The sequence below is a fragment of the Actinoplanes sp. NPDC026670 genome (genome assembly GCF_040638175.1).
Lineage (GTDB): Bacteria > Actinomycetota > Actinomycetes > Mycobacteriales > Micromonosporaceae > Actinoplanes.
On record NZ_JBEZXU010000015.1, the window covers coordinates 111,270 to 125,478 of the forward strand.

Consider the following 14,209-nt stretch of genomic DNA (forward strand, 5'->3'; position numbering starts at 1 on the left):
GCGATCGCACCGCCGAACCGCTTCCGGACGGGTGCGTGGTTGCGCCCGACGAAGGCGACGACGGTGTCTGTGGGGGCATTACGGGCAGGCGGAGGGCCGCCCAGAGGACGGCCAGCAGGGTGGCGGCGTCGCAAAGATAGAGGGTGCTCAGGCCGGCCACCGGGATGAGCAGACCGCCGAGGACCGGGCCCAGGATCCAGCCGCCGTAGCGAACCAGGGAGTTCAGGCTGTTGGCGGCGGCCAGGAGCTCCGGTGGCAGCAGCCTGGGCAGGACCGCGCCGGCAAGGGTGGAGATCGCTCCGAAAGTCAGGCCCTGACAGGTCACCAGAGCCAGCAGAATGGGCAGCGGACCGTCAAGGGTGGCCTGCGCCCACAGGCCCACGTAGGTAGCGGCGAGACCGGCCTGGGCCGCCAGCAGGACCAGCCGCCGGTCCCAGCGGTCGGCCAGGGTGCCCGCGGTCAGCGCCCCGATCACCAGACCGGCGAACGACAGCACGGCGGAGCCGCCGAGCGCCGCGGACGAGCCGGTCGTCGCATAAAGCTGAGCCGGGACCGCGACCACGCTGAACGAGCCGCCGACCGCGGTCACCAACGACGCGATCCACCAGCGGCGAAACGCGGGAACCGCGAGCGGGCGGCGGTCGGCGAGCGCCGCCCTCACGGCGACACCGCCGGAGCGGGCGCACCACCGCCGGCGAGGGTCTCAGTCATGCCGGGACCACGTCGGCGACGACAGCGGCGACGTTGTCGTGGGCGCCGGCCGCATAGGCGCGGGAGAACAACTCGTCGAGCGCCTGGGCCGGGTCGCCTGGAGTGGCCAGGACGGAGCGCAACTCAGGCTCCGGGACCGTGGTGGCCAGGCCGTCGGAGCAGAGCAGGTAGCGATCGCCGGCGGCGGCCTCGTGGAGGGAGAGATCCGGGGTTTCGTCGCCCGCGCCGGTGAGGGCTTTGACCAGCAGTGACCGCTGTGGGTGGACGGCGGCCTCGGCCTCGGTCAGGCGGCCCTCCGCCACCAGTGACCGGACATAGGTGTGGTCGACGGTGATCAGGCTCAGCTCGCCGTCGCGAAGGCGATAGGCGCGGGTGTCGCCGATGTGCGCGAGCGCCAGCTGTGAGCCGGACCAGTAGAGGGCGGTCAGCGTGGTGGCCGCCTCGCCGTCGAGCTCGCCGACCGACTGGGACGCCGCCCGCACCGCCTCGGCCAGCGAGCCGAGCAGGTCGCCGGCCGGGATCGTCACCGTCTCCAGTGTCTTCAGCGCGTCGACGGCGGCTGAGCTGGCCCGGTCACCGCCGGGGCCGCGCATCCCGTCGGCCACCGCCATCAGGCGGGGGCCCGCGTAGGCGGTGTCCTCATTGCTGTCGCGGACCAGGCCGGTCTCGGACCGCGCCGCATAACGGAGCCCCAGTGTGCCCATCGTGCTGCCCCTCCCGGAGAGATAGTCGACGAGGAAGGTGGCGAGCCGGCCCCGCTCGGCGGTCTCGGCGAGCACCTGATCCCAGTAGGCGCCGATCTGGGCCGCCTGCTCCGGCGCGGGCAGCTCGCCGACCTGCCGGATCCGCTCCAGCGGCATGCCGAGCCGGCGCAGCCAGGCGATCAGGCGGGCCTGCTCGAGCTGCTCGGGCGCGTAGAGCCGATAGCCCGAGTCGTTGTCGACCTCGGCCGGTCTCAGCAGGCCCAGCTCGTCGTAGAGCCGGAGCGCCTTCGGCGACAGCCGCGCCGCCCGGGCGAACACGCCGATCGTCAGCAGCTCACGCACCGTGTCTCCCCCGCGTCATCGACCCGGCCCTGATGACCGGTACCGAAATCCTGAGCCCTTCCCCAAGGGCAAGGTCAAGCCGACGCCGACGCCGCCCGACGACACGGAGGACAAGGGTCGATCCGGCTCCCGTCGGCGGCCGTCGATACGGGAGGCTCGGAGGATGATTCATCGTCACTCCGGGCTCGTCTTCGTCGGGCACACGCTGGCCGTACCACTGAATCATGCGGATCCGGACGGACCGCGCATCGAGATCTTCGCGCGGGAGGTGAGGGAGACGGGATCAGCGGCCGAAGGCCGTCCGTTTCTGGTGTATCTCCAGGGTGGGCCGGGAAGCCGGTCGCCGCGTGATCTGCCGGTGTGGCTGCGCCGGGCGGCACGTGACTACCGGGTGGTGCTGCTCGACCAGCGGGGAACCGGGCGCAGCACGCCGTTGACCAGGCAGACCCTGGCCGGAATCGAGGACCAGGCCGGGTATCTGGCGCATTTCCGGGCGGACAGCATCGTGGCCGACGCCGAACTGCTGCGCGCCCGTCTGGCCGGGGATCGGCCGTGGAGTGTGCTGGGGCAGAGTTTCGGCGGGTTCTGCGCGGTGACGTATCTCAGTTTCGCGCCGCACGGCCTCCGCGAGGTGATCATCACGGGTGGTCTGCCGGGGCTGACCGCGACGGCCGAGGACGTCTATCGGGCCGCCTATCCGCGGGTGCTGGCGCACAACGAGCGGTTCTTCAAGCGGTATCCGGAGGACGAGGCGATCGCCAGGCGGGTCGTCGACGCGCTGCGTGACCAGGACGCCCGGCTACCTGCCGGGGACCGGCTGACCCCGCGCCGTTTCCAGACGATCGGCATCAACCTGGGATCGAACGCCCGCTTCGACCTGCTGCACCATCTGCTGGAGGAGGCGTTCGCCGGCAACGAGTTGTCCGAATTGTTCCTGCGCCGGGTGGACGCCGCGGTCTCCTTCGCCGAGCAGCCGCTGTTCGCGGTGGTGCACGAGGCGATCTACGGTCAGGGCGCGGCCACCGGATGGGCGGCGCACCGGGTCCGTGACGAGTTCCCGGCCTTCGACCTGGATGCCGGCGGGCCGGTCCGGTTCACCGGGGAGATGATCTACCCGTGGCTGTTCGAGGAGGACCCGGCGCTGGTTCCGCTGGCCGCCGCGGCCGATCGGCTGGCCGGGAAGCCGGACTGGGCGCCGCTGTACGACGTCGACCGGCTGGCTGCCAACGAGGTGCCGGTGGCGGCCGCGGTCTACTTCGACGACATGTATGTGGACCGGGACATGTCGCTGGCCACCGCGGCCCACATCGGGAACCTGCGGCCGTGGGTGACCAACGAGTACGCTCACGACGGCCTCGGACGTGACGAGCACGTCCTCGACCGTCTCCTGAAGATGGTGCAGGACTAGCGGGGCAATTCCTTGGCGATCACCTTCGCCAGCTCGCGGAACGCCTTGCCACGGTGGCTGATGGCGTCCTTTTCCGCGGGGCTGAGCTCGGCGTTAGTACGCTCCTGGCCGTCCCCGACGAAGATCGGGTCGTAGCCGAAACCGCCCTCGCCGCGCCGGCTGCGCAACAGCCGGCCGGTCTGGCGGCCCTCCACCAGGTGCTCGCGCCCGTTCGGCAGCACGAGCGCCGCGGCGCAGACGAACGCCCCGCCCCGGTGCTCGTCGGCCACGTCGGAGATCTGCGCCAGCACCAGGTCGAGGTTGGCGTCGTCCTTGTCGTCGCCGGTGGTGCCGGACCAGCGGGCGCTGAACACGCCGGGCATCCCGTTCAGCGCGTTGACCGCGATGCCGGAGTCGTCGGCGACCGTGGGCAGGCCGGTCCGCTTCGCGCCCTCACGGGCTTTGATCAGCGCATTTTCCCCGAAGGTGAGGCCGGTCTCGGGCACATCCGGGTAGCCCGGGAAGTCACCGAGCCCGACCAGCTCGATCTGGGCGACACCGAGCGCGGCGTCCAGAATGCGCTGTAGTTCGACGAGCTTCTTCTTGTTACCGGTGGCGAGCAACAGCCGTGCGCTCACGCGGCCAGCGCCTTCTGCTGAAGGATCGCCAGCTCGGCGCAGCCCTGCACACCGAGGTCGAGCATCGCGTCGAGCTGGGCCCGGCGGAACACGCCGTTCTCTCCCGTGCCCTGCACCTCGACGAAGTCGCCGGCGCCGGTGCACACCACGTTGAGGTCGACCTCGGCCGAGACGTCCTCCTGGTAGTCCAGGTCGAGGCGCGCCTGGCCGTCGTGCATGCCGACACTGACCGCCTGGATCGAGGTGTGCAGCACCTTCTCGATCTTGCCGGCCAGCGACTTGCGGTCGGCCAGCCAGGTGACCGCGTCATACAGCGCCACATAGGCGCCGGTGATCGCAGCAGTACGGGTGCCGCCGTCGGCCTGGAGCACGTCACAGTCGAGAACGATCGAGTTCTCCCCGAGCGCTTTCAGGTCGATGCAGGCTCGCAGGCTCCGGCCGATCAGGCGGGAGATCTCCTGAGTCCGCCCGCCGACCTTGCCCTTCACACTCTCCCGGTCGCCGCGGGTGTCGGTGGCCCGGGGCAACATCGCATACTCCGCGGTGAGCCAGCCGAGCCCGGAGCCCTTACGCCAGCGGGGCACCCCCTCGGTGACGCTCGCCGTGCACAGCACACGGGTGTTGCCGAACTCCACCAGCACCGAACCTTCGGGGTGCATACTCCAGCGCCGGGTCAGCGTCACCGGTCGCAGCTGATCGGCCGTCCGGCCGTCGGGTCGCGCCATGCTACGTACCTTATGCGTAGCGTGCTGCGCCCGCTTCGTCCGCCCCGGATTCCCGCCCGGCGGCACCGAACCGGCGGGGCGACGGCAGGCCGTTGAACGGCGCCGCGGGCCGGATCAGACCGGTCACCGGCGCCGGGTTCGCCTCGTGGGCCTGGAGGAAGCCCTCGACCGATTTCGGCCATCCATACTGCTCGGCCTGGGCCCGTGCGGCGGCCCGGCGCTCCACCCGCGGGCGCTCCATGATCCGGCTGACCGCGTCGGCGAAGCCCTCGGCGGTGCCCGGCACGGCCACCCCGGCGTCGCCGACCACCTCGGGCAGGGCGCTCTGCTCGTTTACCACCACCGGCGTCCCGCAGGCCAGCGACTCCAGCGCGGCCAGGCCGAACGTCTCGATCGGGCCCGGCGACAGCACCACGTCGGCGCTGGCCAGCAGCGCTGCGACATCGGCCCGCTCGGAGATGTGCCCGGCGAACCGGACCGGGAGCCGGGCGGCGCGGTAGGCCAGCGCGGTCCGCCGGGTGCCGTCACCGGCCATCACCAGCACCGCCGGCACCTTGCCGTTGCGCAGCGACGCCACCGTGTCCACCGCGAGCTCGGGGCGCTTGGCCGCGGACAGCCGGCTGCAATAGACCATCAGCAGCTCGTCGGGCCGGGCGTAGCGGGCGCGGACCGAGACGTCCATCTTTCCCGGGTGGAACAGGTCGAGGTCGACGCCGAGCGGCACCTCGACCAGGTTGGGCACACCGATCCGGCGGAACTCCTCGGCGGCGAAGGCCGTGGTGCATACGATCGTGTCGAACGCCTCGGCGGTGCGCCTGTTGAACCGGTCGGCGAGGGCGTCACGTTTCGGCATGCCCCAGACGCCGAGCAGGCCGGCCAGGCTCTCGTGGGAGACCATCATCGATCGCACCCCGCGCTGCCGGGCCCAGCCACCGGTCCAGCGCAGCGTGGTGCGGTCGGAGACCTCGATCCGGTCCGGCTCCAGGCTGTCGAGCAGTTTGACCAGCTCACGGCGGCCGGCGAGCACGCGGTAGCCACCGGTGCGCGGCAGGGGCGCGCTGGGCAGCGTGATGACACGCCCCTGGCGGGTCATCTTGTCGGAGTAGCGACGCCCGGGAATGACCAGGACAGCCTCGTGGCCGGCCTCCTGGTAACCACGGCCGAGTTGACGCAGCGCGGTCCGCAGGCCACCGGTATGAACCGTGACGAAGTTGGCCAGGCGAACAATGCGCATGCAACAACTCCAAGGTCACGACAGCCGGTCCCTTACCCCCCGCTCCGGCTCAGAGATCGTATCTGGCGCCGGGGCGGACGACTTCGACCGGTCCCGCATAGGCGGCGGTAGCCGCCTCCACAATAGATGCCTCACTGGCCCAGGCCGGAACGAGATGGGTCAGCAGCAGCTTGCCGACATCGGCCTTCGTCGCCGCCTCACCCGCTTCCCCGCCGGTCAGGTGCAGGTCAGGCGGGTTGGCCACACCGTCCTGGTAACTCGCCTCACAGAGGAACAGATCGGCGCCGGCGGCCAGGCGCAGCAGCGCCTCACAGGGCGCGGTGTCCGACGAGTAGGCCAGCACCCGGCCCTCGTGCTCGATGCGCACCCCGTACGTCTCGACGGGGTGGTTGACCCGGTCGACGGTGACCTGGAGCGGCCCGATCGGGAACGTGCCGGGCTGGAGGCCGTAGAAGGTGTAGACGTCGTCGACCGGCTCGCCCTCGGTGCTGTACGCGGCGGCGATCCGCTCGGCCGCGCCCAGCGGGGCGTAGACCGGCAGGGCCGGCAGCGGACCGGCCGGGTCGTAGCGCCGCACCACGACGTAGGTGCACGCGTCGAGCATGTGGTCGCAGTGCAGATGGGTGAGGAGGATGGCGTCGACACGACGCATATCCGAGTATCGCTGGAGGGCGGAGAGCGACCCGGAACCGAAGTCGATCAGGAGCCGGAACCCTTCGGCTTCCACGAGGTAGGCCGAACACGCCGACTCGGGACCGGGAAAACTGCCGGCACAACCGAGAACGGTTAGTCGCATCCCGATCCCTCTGGCTCACACCGGGTTGCCCCACCGGACCGGCCGATGCCCGGCCTGAAGCTGGCCGAGCCGGACTTGTCTGACCAGTCAATCACGGAGCGAAGCGTACGCCGCGACCAGCGCTTGACGTTAACAACTGATCGATTTGTCGCTAAATCGACAACGCACATCACAGCCGTGATGACCAGGCTCATCACGTTTGCACCGTCACGTCCGGTGATCCATTCGCGTTGCTCAGGGTGAGTGCTCTGAAGATCATCGGATGGAGGCGGAGTGACCGCGCTGGAGCAGGTCCCCACGACGCGGGCCGTGACGCCCGCGGACATCCCGCACCGGCTCGTGCCCGAGGAGCCGGTGATCTTCCGCTTCCCGGCGCCCGACGATCCGCCACCCGGCGCCGCACGGATGCTGGCGGTCGCTATCTACAGCGCGGGACTCGGCCTGTGCGGTGTCGCGGTGGGCCTCTACGCGGTGGTGTCGGTCTTCAGCGGGGCGCCGGTCTGGTACCTGCCCGCGCTGGCGCTGCTCACACTGCTGAGCGTGGCGCTGGTGGTGGCCGCGTTCCTCGCCATCCACCAGCGCGCCCTGCCCTGGATGCTGCTCCTGGCCGCGGCCGTGCCGATGGCCGCCAACCTTTACATCGCTGTGATGTATTAGGCCCAGAGCTGGCCTTCGAGGGCCTCTTCCGCCTCGTTCAGGGTGCCGCCGTAGGCGCCTGTCGACAGGTATTTCCAGCCGGCGTCGGGCACCACGAAGGCCACGTCGGCCCGGTTGCCGGCCCGGACCGCCTCGTGCGCCACCGCCAGGGCGGCGTGCAGCACCGCCCCGGTCGAGAAGCCCGCGAAGATGCCTTCGACTTCGATCATTTGGCGGGTACGCAGAACCGCGTCCCGTGTGCCGACCGAGAAACGCCGGGTCAGCACCGAGGCGTCGTACAGCTCCGGCACGTAGCCCTCGTCGATGTTGCGCAGCCCGTAGACCAGTTCGCCGTACCGCGGCTCGGCGGCGATGATCTGGATGCCGTCGACCTTCTCCCGCAGGAACCGCCCGGTGCCCATCAGCGTGCCGGTGGTGCCCAGCCCGGCCACGAAGTGCGTGATCGTGGGCAGGTCGTGCAGCAGCTCGGGACCCGTGGTCTCGTAGTGCGCCCGGGCGTTCGCCGGATTCCCGTACTGGAAAAGCATCTTCCAGTCGGGGTGCTCGGCGGCGATCTGCTTGGCGGTGGCGACGGCCTGGTTCGACCCGCCCGCCGCCGGCGAGAAGATGATCTCCGCGCCGTACATCCGGAGGATCTGGGTCCGCTCGGCCGACACGTTCTCCGGCATCACGCAGACCAGCCGGTAGCCCCGCAGTTTCGCCACCATGGCCAGCGCGATGCCGGTGTTGCCGCTGGTCGGCTCCAGGATGGTGTCACCGGGGCGCAGGTGCCCGGACTCCTCGGCCTCGCGCACCATGAAGAGCGCGGCACGGTCCTTGATGCTGCCGGTCGGGTTGCGGTCCTCCAGCTTGGCCCAGAGCCGCACCGGCGGCGCCCCCTCGGGCACCGCCGGTGAGAGCCGGGGCAGGCCGACGAGCGGCGTGCCCCCGCACGCGTCCAGCAGGCTCTCGTAACGAGCCATCGAACTTACAGACCGCCGAGCAGCGCCGCGGCCGCCGCGAACCCGAGCGCGCCGCCGGCGACCGCCGGGAGGATGGTGATCGAGTCGCCGTCCTTGACCTTGGCGTCGAGCGCGCCGAGGAAGCGGACGTCCTCGTCGTTGACGTAGATGTTGACGAACCGGTGCAGGCCACCCTCGGGGGTGATCAGACGGCCCTTGAGGCCGCTGTGCTTGGCGTCCAGGTCGTCGATCAACTCGGTGAGGGTGTCACCGGCGCCCTCGACGATCTTGGCGCCGCCGGTGTAGCTGCGGAGGATGGTGGGAACGCGAACTTCGATAGCCATGGCTGAATTTCTCCTAGAGGAGTCGACTTGAAAGGGCGAAAAGGGTCGGTCTGGTCGGGTCGCACGCCTTAGCGGCAGCGACACTCATAGAAGACCGACGCCGGGCTCTGCCCGAACATGAACGACTGCACTGCTGCGGAAATCACGCCTTCACCGTCGCATCCACGATGTTGACCTCTTCTTCGGTCACCACACCGTCCACGATACGGAACGACCGAATCTCCTCGGAGTCGGGCTCGCGGGTCGAGACCAGGAGGTAGTGCGCGTTGGGCTCGCCGGCGAACGAGACGTCGGTGCGCGACGGGAACGCCTCGGTGGCGGTGTGCGAGTGGTAGATGACCACCGGCTCCTCGTCGAGGTCGTCCATCTCGCGCCAGACCCGTAGGTGCTCCATCGAGTCGAACTCGTAGAACGTCATCGAGCGCGCGGCATTGTCCATCGGGATGTGCCGGGTGGGCACGTCACTGTCAATCGGGCCCGCGACGACGCCACAGGCCTCGTCCGGGTGGTCCCGGCGGGCGTGGGCGACGATCGCGTCGACGATCGCACGGTCGATGGTCAGCACGGCGTTCACATTACCGAAGCAATCGGCTGCCTGACCGGTGGCGGTGCACACACCCGCAATCATTGAATGTCGGGTAGCGCGTTCAACAGGGACTCCTGTAGGTAGCCCAGATACGCGTACACCGACAGCTGGAAGACCCGGCTCGACCCCGGATCGTCGAGCACCGCCTGGTCCAGCTCGTCGCCGAGATCGGTGTCGGCGTGGATCTCCAGCCGGGTGCCCATGGCGAGGCGTGCGTCGTTGATCGCACGGAGCCAGGCCTCGGCGGCCTCGCCGTCCAGCCGTACCTCCCCCTCGCCCTCGTCCGGAAGGGCGGCGAGGATCGCGCCCGCCTGATCGATCTTGCTGGTCTTCAGGTCGCCCTCGGTGTAGAGCCGGAACTCCTGCGAGTCCTCCGGGCGATCGGGGTAGATGTCCGGGAAGAGGCGGGAGACGACCGGATCGGTGTGGTCCATCCCGTCGGTCAGCAGGCCGACCACCTCAGCGGCCACCTTGCGCAGGACCCGCACCTCGTCGTGCGCGAACGTGGCAACACAGTGGCTACCGTTGCGTCGGAACATGTGCTTTACCCCACCCGATCGCCGATTCGTCTATCCGGCCGGCCTGCGGTCAACCCCTGTCGACCGTGGCCCAGAGACCGTATCCGTGCAGTTGGTTGGCGTCCATCTCCATGCGCTCGCGCGCGCCGATGGAGACCACCGCCTTCCCTTTCGTGTGCACGTCCATCATCAGCCTCTCGGCCTTTTCCTTGCTGTAGCCGAAGAGCTTCTGGAAGACCCAGGTCACATACGACATGAGATTGACCGGGTCGTCCCAGACGATGGTCACCCACGGCCGGTCCTCGGCCGGTACTTCCTCGATCTCCGGCGTCTCCACGGGAGCAACCTGAGGCAACGCCATGCCCACCATGGTGCCACCGGATCCGGCGAACTGGTGAACCAGGCATCCAACCCCAGGTCAGCGGCCGCGTCACGCCTCGGCATCATCCTCGTCGTAGGGTATGACCGTGGAGACGATCGCGCCGGCCCTGATGACCGATCAGTACGAGCTGACCATGGTCAGTGCCGCGTTGCGAGACGGCACCGCAGACCGCCACTGCGTCTTCGAGGTCTTCGCCCGCCGGCTGCCGACCGGGCGGCGCTACGGCGTGGTGGCCGGCACCGGGCGGCTGATCGAGCTGATCCGCGACTTCCGGTTCGAGCCGGGCGAGATCGAGTTCCTGCGCTCCGCCGGCATCGTCGACGAGACCGCCGCGAAATGGCTCGCCGACTACCGGTTCAGCGGCGAGATCGAGGGGTACGGCGAGGGCGAGCTGTTCTTCCCCGGGTCACCGATCCTGACCGTCTCCGGCAAGTTCGCCGAGTGCGTGGTGCTGGAGACGCTGATCCTTTCGGTGCTCAACCACGACTGCGCGATCGCGGCCGCCGCGGCCCGGATGGTCACCGCGGCCCGCGGGCGCCCGATCATCGAGATGGGCTCCCGGCGCACCCACGAGCACGCCGCGGTCGCCGCCGCGCGGGCCGCCTACCTGGCCGGGTTCGCCTCCACGTCGAACCTCGCGGCCGGCCGCGCCTACGGCATCCCGACCACCGGCACGTCGGCGCACGCGTTCACGCTGCTGCACGACGACGAGCCGGCCGCCTTCGCGTCCCAGGTGGCGGCGCTCGGCAAGAGCACCACGCTGCTCGTCGACACCTATGACATCAGCCAGGGCATCCGCAACGCGATCGCGGTCGCCGGACCGGATCTGCGGGCCGTCCGCATCGACTCGGGTGACCTGTCCGTTCTCGCCCAGCAGTCGCGTGAGCTGCTCGACTCGCTCGGCGCCACCGAAACGAAGATCATCGTCTCCGGCGACATGGACGAGTACTCGATCGCCACCCTGGCCGCCGAGCCGGTCGACATCTACGGCGCCGGCACCGCCGTGGTGACCGGCTCCGGCGCGCCGACCGCGAGCCTGGTCTACAAGCTGGTCGAGGTCGACGGCCGCCCGGTGGTGAAACGCTCGGAGAACAAGGCGACGGTCGGCGGCCGCAAGACCGCGATCCGCCGGCACAAGCCCACCGGCACCGCCACTGAGGAGATCATCTACTCCCAGGGCGTGCCCGACCACCACACCAACGACCGGCTCCTGCAGCGCACCTACATCGCCGGGGGCGAGGTGCTCGAGACGCCGAGCCTGGCCGAGTCACGCGAACACCTCCGGCAGAACCTGATCTCCATCCCGTGGGAGGGCCTCAAGCTCTCCGCGGGCGACCCCGCCATTCCGGTCGTCATAGTTCCCACCGCCTAGGGGGCAATCCCATGTCACGCGCTCTGATCATCGTGGACGTGCAGAACGACTTCTGCGAGGGCGGCTCACTCGCGGTCGCCGGTGGCGCGGCAGTCGCCAAGGGCATCTCGCTGGTCCTCGACAAGGCCGGCGACCGCTGGAAGCACGTCGTCGCCACCAAGGACTGGCACATCGACCCGGGTTCCCACTTCAGCGAGACGCCCGACTACGTCGACTCGTGGCCGGTCCATTGCGTCGCCGGCTCGCCCGGCTCCGACTTCCACCCCGAGCTGGTCACCGACCGCGTCGAGGCGGTCTTCCACAAGGGCGAATACGAGGCGGCCTACTCCGGCTTCGAGGGACACGGCGAAGGCGGCGAAACTCTCGCCGGGTGGCTGCGGGGCAAGGGAGTCACCGAGGTCGAGGTGGTCGGCATCGCCACCGATCATTGTGTACGGGCGACCGCCCTCGATGCGGCCAAGGAGGGTTTCACCACCACCGTGCTGCTGGAACTGACCGCCGGAGTGGCCCGTGCCACCACCGACGCCGCGATCGAGCAGCTCCGCGCCGCCGCGATCGAGACGACCGGGAGCCCAGTCGTTGACGCCTGAGATCCGCCCGTTCACCGACTCCGACTGGCCGGCTGTGTGGGCCATCGTCCAGGACGTGATCAAGGCCGAGGAGACGTTCCCGTACGATCCGGCGATGCCCGAGGCCGTGGCCCGGGCGATGTGGGTCGAGCAGCCGCCCGGCCAGACCGTGGTCGCCGTGGTGGACGGGCAGGTCGTCGGCACCGCCAAGATGGGCGCCAACCGGCCCGGCCCGGGTTCGCACGTCTCCACCGCCAGCTTCATGGTGGCGGCCGCGGCCCGTGGGCGCGGGGTGGGCACGGCGCTGTGCCGGTTCGCGGTCGGCTGGGCCAGGCAGGCGGGTTTCGCGGGCATGCAGTTCAACGCGGTCGTCGAGAGCAACACCAGCGCCGTCGAGCTGTACCGGCGTGAGGGTTTCGAGGTGATCGGCACGGTTCCGCGGTCCTTCCGGCACCCGGTCCACGGCCGGGTCGGGCTGCACGTGATGTACCTGGAATTCGACGTCCCATGAGCTTCCTGCTGCTGCACGGCTGGCAGAACCGCCGGCCGCCCGGTCACTGGCACCACTGGCTCGCCGGGGAGCTCGCCGCGGCCGGTCGGCACGTGACCTATCCGCAACTTCCGGAGCCCGATCAGCCGGTCCTCGCCGATTGGCTGGCTGCTCTGCGTACCCACCTCGCCGCTCTTCCCGACGGCGAACGCACCGTGATCTGTCACAGTCTCGGTTGCCTGCTCTGGCTGCATGCGGCCGCGGCCGGGGAGGTTCTGACGCCTGTCGACCGGGTGCTGCTCGTCGCGCCACCCGGGCCGGACGTCACCGCCGGGATCCCGGAGATCGCCGGCTTCCAGGCGCCGCACGTCACCGCGGGGCAGCTCGACACCGCGGCCCGGAACACGCGCCTGGTGTGCTCCGACAACGATCCCTACTGCCCGTCCGGGGCCGCCGCCGACTACGGGGTGCCGCTCGGCATCCCGACCACCGTCCTGGCCGGCGCCGCCCACCTCGACATGGAGGCGGGATACGGGTCGTGGCTGTCGATCCGGGACTGGTGTCTCAGCGGCTCACCGGACACGCCACTCACCGCCTGACCCGTTTCGGTCGCGCCATCACCCTTCCACATCCGATGTGGACAATGCCCGGCATCGATATCATGGGCCGATGGCGCGACGGGGCCGCTTGTCGGACAGCAGATACCGGCTGTCCTATCTGTACGCAGCGATCGGCGCGCTCCTGCTGGTGACCGCGTTCGTGCTGCTCTACCCGGTCCGGCACACCGCGGGCTTCGCCGACGAGCTGCGGATCAGCATCGGCGCCAATCTGATCGACCTCACGCTCGCCGTGCTCGTCCTTCAGCCGCTGGTGCTCTACCTGAGCCGCAACGCCGTCCGGCGGCGCAACCGGCTCGACTACCGGGACGTCATCGGGCGCATCGAAACCGCCGACGACCGGGTCGACCTGTGGAAACACTGGACCGGGCTGCTGGAGGGCCCACACGAGGCACGGTTCACCGAAGCGGTCCGGGGCGCTCTCGATCGCGGGGTCCGCTTCCGGATCATGCTGACCGACCCGTCCTCCCCCGACGCCGCCGAACGTGCCCGCCAGGTCGCCCCGACCGACGCCATAGCCGCGATCCGGCAGAACATCGAACGACTCGACCGTTTCATCACCTCACTGCCGACGCGACATCACCCCGGCTTTGAGGTGCGGATCAGCGCCACCGGGCCGGCGCACGCGTTCTACCGGGTCGACGACTGGCTGTCGTACGGCATCTTCCGCGACCGGCGGGTCAGCGAGAGTTCCCAACGCGAGGTCCGGGTGCGTGGCGACCTGGGTGAACTCGCCCTGGAAGCTTTCGAGAACCGCTGGAACGGGGTCGGCTTGCAGAACATCACCGACCACTACCGGATGCGGTTGCGGGTCACCGTCCCCAACGACACCGCCGAGTACGAGCTCCGCTACGTCACCCACGACGGCGAACACTGGGTCAACGTCAATCCGGCGGCCCTGCCCCACGCCTTCCATCCCGACCACCGGGTCAGCGCCCCCGACGACGGCGCCGCACGGTGGATCCTGGCCACAGCAGCACCGGAGACCCTGGACCGGATCACCACTTTGTACGCGGCCAAGTACGGCCCGGGCGAGGGCCCAGTCCTGCTCCGCCTGACAGCTCCCTGATCCGCCCCACCCCGAACCTCCAGCCCCGCCCGCACCCCGGACCGGTCACGGTCCACGCCCGTCCACCCCGTCCCGACACGCCTGCGTCAGCTGTCCGACGGTAGCCGCCGCCACGTTTCCACAGGTA

At 69.9% G+C, this 14,209-nt stretch carries 17 protein-coding genes and 1 pseudogene; 7 read left to right on the top strand and 11 right to left on the bottom strand.

The window, feature by feature from the left end:
- Both AB0E94_RS16910 and AB0E94_RS16915 read right to left on the bottom strand, forming a co-directional pair.
- Positions 1-661 (bottom strand): MFS transporter (locus AB0E94_RS16910; RefSeq protein WP_360327023.1); only part of this gene is annotated, 661 nt, incomplete at its 3' end.
- Between the two features lie 46 nt (positions 662-707).
- Positions 708-1,757, bottom strand: coding sequence for a MerR family transcriptional regulator (locus AB0E94_RS16915; protein WP_360327025.1), 1,050 nt, complete (start codon positions 1,755-1,757; stop codon positions 708-710).
- A gap of 163 nt (positions 1,758-1,920) precedes the next feature.
- Here AB0E94_RS16915 and AB0E94_RS16920 point away from each other — a divergent pair, with 163 nt between their 5' ends.
- The gene (locus tag AB0E94_RS16920; protein WP_360327027.1) at positions 1,921-3,165 is read left to right on the top strand and encodes an alpha/beta fold hydrolase; all 1,245 of its coding nucleotides are present in this window, start codon (positions 1,921-1,923) and stop codon (positions 3,163-3,165) included.
- On the opposite strand, the gene rdgB is transcribed toward AB0E94_RS16920, so the two are convergent.
- Genes rdgB through AB0E94_RS16940 form a run of 4 tightly spaced genes read right to left on the bottom strand, consistent with a single transcriptional unit; the run spans position 3,162 to position 6,537 of the window.
- A complete protein-coding gene (gene rdgB / locus AB0E94_RS16925; protein ID WP_360327028.1) occupies positions 3,162-3,782 on the bottom strand; it encodes an RdgB/HAM1 family non-canonical purine NTP pyrophosphatase in 621 nt (206 codons plus the stop codon). The genes AB0E94_RS16920 and rdgB overlap by 4 nt on opposite strands.
- Positions 3,779-4,507: a ribonuclease PH gene (gene rph / locus AB0E94_RS16930; RefSeq protein WP_360327030.1), complete on the bottom strand. Its 729-nt coding sequence runs from the start codon at positions 4,505-4,507 to the stop codon at positions 3,779-3,781. Before rph ends, rdgB begins: the two co-directional genes overlap by 4 nt.
- A 10-nt stretch (positions 4,508-4,517) precedes the next feature.
- Complete coding sequence (locus AB0E94_RS16935) at positions 4,518-5,741, bottom strand: glycosyltransferase (RefSeq protein ID WP_360327032.1); 1,224 nt, start codon at positions 5,739-5,741, stop codon at positions 4,518-4,520.
- 49 nt (positions 5,742-5,790) lie between these two features.
- Complete coding sequence (locus tag AB0E94_RS16940) at positions 5,791-6,537, bottom strand: MBL fold metallo-hydrolase (protein ID WP_360327033.1); 747 nt, start codon at positions 6,535-6,537, stop codon at positions 5,791-5,793.
- A 273-nt stretch (positions 6,538-6,810) separates the two neighbouring features.
- Here AB0E94_RS16940 and AB0E94_RS16945 point away from each other — a divergent pair, with 273 nt between their 5' ends.
- On the top strand, positions 6,811-7,194 hold the full coding sequence (locus AB0E94_RS16945; RefSeq protein ID WP_360327035.1) for a hypothetical protein: 384 nt from the start codon (positions 6,811-6,813) through the stop codon (positions 7,192-7,194).
- On the opposite strand, the gene AB0E94_RS16950 is transcribed toward AB0E94_RS16945, so the two are convergent.
- The 5 genes and pseudogenes from AB0E94_RS16950 to clpS all read right to left on the bottom strand — a co-directional run bounded on the left by AB0E94_RS16950 (position 7,191) and on the right by clpS (position 9,944).
- Positions 7,191-8,156, bottom strand: a complete 966-nt coding sequence (locus AB0E94_RS16950; protein ID WP_360327037.1) for a cysteine synthase — start codon at positions 8,154-8,156, stop codon at positions 7,191-7,193. The genes AB0E94_RS16945 and AB0E94_RS16950 overlap by 4 nt on opposite strands.
- Before the next feature lie 5 nt (positions 8,157-8,161).
- Positions 8,162-8,479 carry a MoaD family protein gene (locus AB0E94_RS16955; RefSeq protein ID WP_317788346.1) on the bottom strand — a complete coding sequence of 106 codons (318 nt, stop codon included), beginning with the start codon at positions 8,477-8,479 and terminating at the stop codon, positions 8,162-8,164.
- Between the two features lie 68 nt (positions 8,480-8,547).
- A pseudogene (locus AB0E94_RS16960) lies at positions 8,548-9,044 on the bottom strand (M67 family metallopeptidase).
- Between the two features lie 59 nt (positions 9,045-9,103).
- A complete protein-coding gene (locus AB0E94_RS16965) occupies positions 9,104-9,604 on the bottom strand; it encodes a DUF2017 domain-containing protein (protein WP_317788347.1) in 501 nt (166 codons plus the stop codon).
- 49 nt (positions 9,605-9,653) lie between these two features.
- Complete coding sequence (gene clpS, locus AB0E94_RS16970; protein ID WP_093620264.1) at positions 9,654-9,944, bottom strand: ATP-dependent Clp protease adapter ClpS; 291 nt, start codon at positions 9,942-9,944, stop codon at positions 9,654-9,656.
- 106 nt (positions 9,945-10,050) lie between these two features.
- Between clpS and AB0E94_RS16975 the strand changes: the two genes are divergently transcribed.
- From AB0E94_RS16975 to AB0E94_RS16995, 5 genes are all read left to right on the top strand, one after another.
- Entirely contained in the window at positions 10,051-11,337 is a 1,287-nt protein-coding gene (locus AB0E94_RS16975; protein WP_360327039.1) for a nicotinate phosphoribosyltransferase, read from the top strand.
- Positions 11,338-11,348: 11 nt separating this feature from the next.
- On the top strand, positions 11,349-11,927 hold the full coding sequence (locus AB0E94_RS16980; protein WP_360327041.1) for an isochorismatase family protein: 579 nt from the start codon (positions 11,349-11,351) through the stop codon (positions 11,925-11,927).
- Positions 11,917-12,417, top strand: a complete 501-nt coding sequence (locus tag AB0E94_RS16985) for a GNAT family N-acetyltransferase (RefSeq protein ID WP_360327043.1) — start codon at positions 11,917-11,919, stop codon at positions 12,415-12,417. The genes AB0E94_RS16980 and AB0E94_RS16985 overlap by 11 nt, the downstream gene beginning before the upstream one ends.
- On the top strand, positions 12,414-12,995 hold the full coding sequence (locus tag AB0E94_RS16990; protein ID WP_360327045.1) for an alpha/beta hydrolase: 582 nt from the start codon (positions 12,414-12,416) through the stop codon (positions 12,993-12,995). Before AB0E94_RS16985 ends, AB0E94_RS16990 begins: the two co-directional genes overlap by 4 nt.
- A gap of 70 nt (positions 12,996-13,065) precedes the next feature.
- Positions 13,066-14,082 carry a hypothetical protein gene (locus AB0E94_RS16995; RefSeq protein ID WP_360327047.1) on the top strand — a complete coding sequence of 339 codons (1,017 nt, stop codon included), beginning with the start codon at positions 13,066-13,068 and terminating at the stop codon, positions 14,080-14,082.
- Positions 14,083-14,209: the final 127 nt, after the last annotated feature.

Excerpts from the sequence above, each read along its gene's own strand:
- AB0E94_RS16920 (WP_360327027.1), top strand. The coding sequence starts at position 1,921 with ATGATTCATCGTCACTCCGGGCTCGTCTTCGTCGGGCACACGCTGGCC.
- rph (WP_360327030.1), bottom strand. The coding sequence starts at position 4,507 with ATGGCGCGACCCGACGGCCGGACGGCCGATCAGCTGCGACCGGTGACG.
- AB0E94_RS16935 (WP_360327032.1), bottom strand. The coding sequence starts at position 5,741 with ATGCGCATTGTTCGCCTGGCCAACTTCGTCACGGTTCATACCGGTGGC.
- AB0E94_RS16940 (WP_360327033.1), bottom strand. The coding sequence starts at position 6,537 with ATGCGACTAACCGTTCTCGGTTGTGCCGGCAGTTTTCCCGGTCCCGAG.
- AB0E94_RS16950 (WP_360327037.1), bottom strand. The coding sequence starts at position 8,156 with ATGGCTCGTTACGAGAGCCTGCTGGACGCGTGCGGGGGCACGCCGCTC.
- AB0E94_RS16955 (WP_317788346.1), bottom strand. The coding sequence starts at position 8,479 with ATGGCTATCGAAGTTCGCGTTCCCACCATCCTCCGCAGCTACACCGGC.
- AB0E94_RS16965 (WP_317788347.1), bottom strand. The coding sequence starts at position 9,604 with ATGTTCCGACGCAACGGTAGCCACTGTGTTGCCACGTTCGCGCACGAC.
- clpS (WP_093620264.1), bottom strand. The coding sequence starts at position 9,944 with ATGGCGTTGCCTCAGGTTGCTCCCGTGGAGACGCCGGAGATCGAGGAA.
- AB0E94_RS16980 (WP_360327041.1), top strand. The coding sequence starts at position 11,349 with ATGTCACGCGCTCTGATCATCGTGGACGTGCAGAACGACTTCTGCGAG.
- AB0E94_RS16990 (WP_360327045.1), top strand. The coding sequence starts at position 12,414 with ATGAGCTTCCTGCTGCTGCACGGCTGGCAGAACCGCCGGCCGCCCGGT.
- AB0E94_RS16995 (WP_360327047.1), top strand. The coding sequence starts at position 13,066 with ATGGCGCGACGGGGCCGCTTGTCGGACAGCAGATACCGGCTGTCCTAT.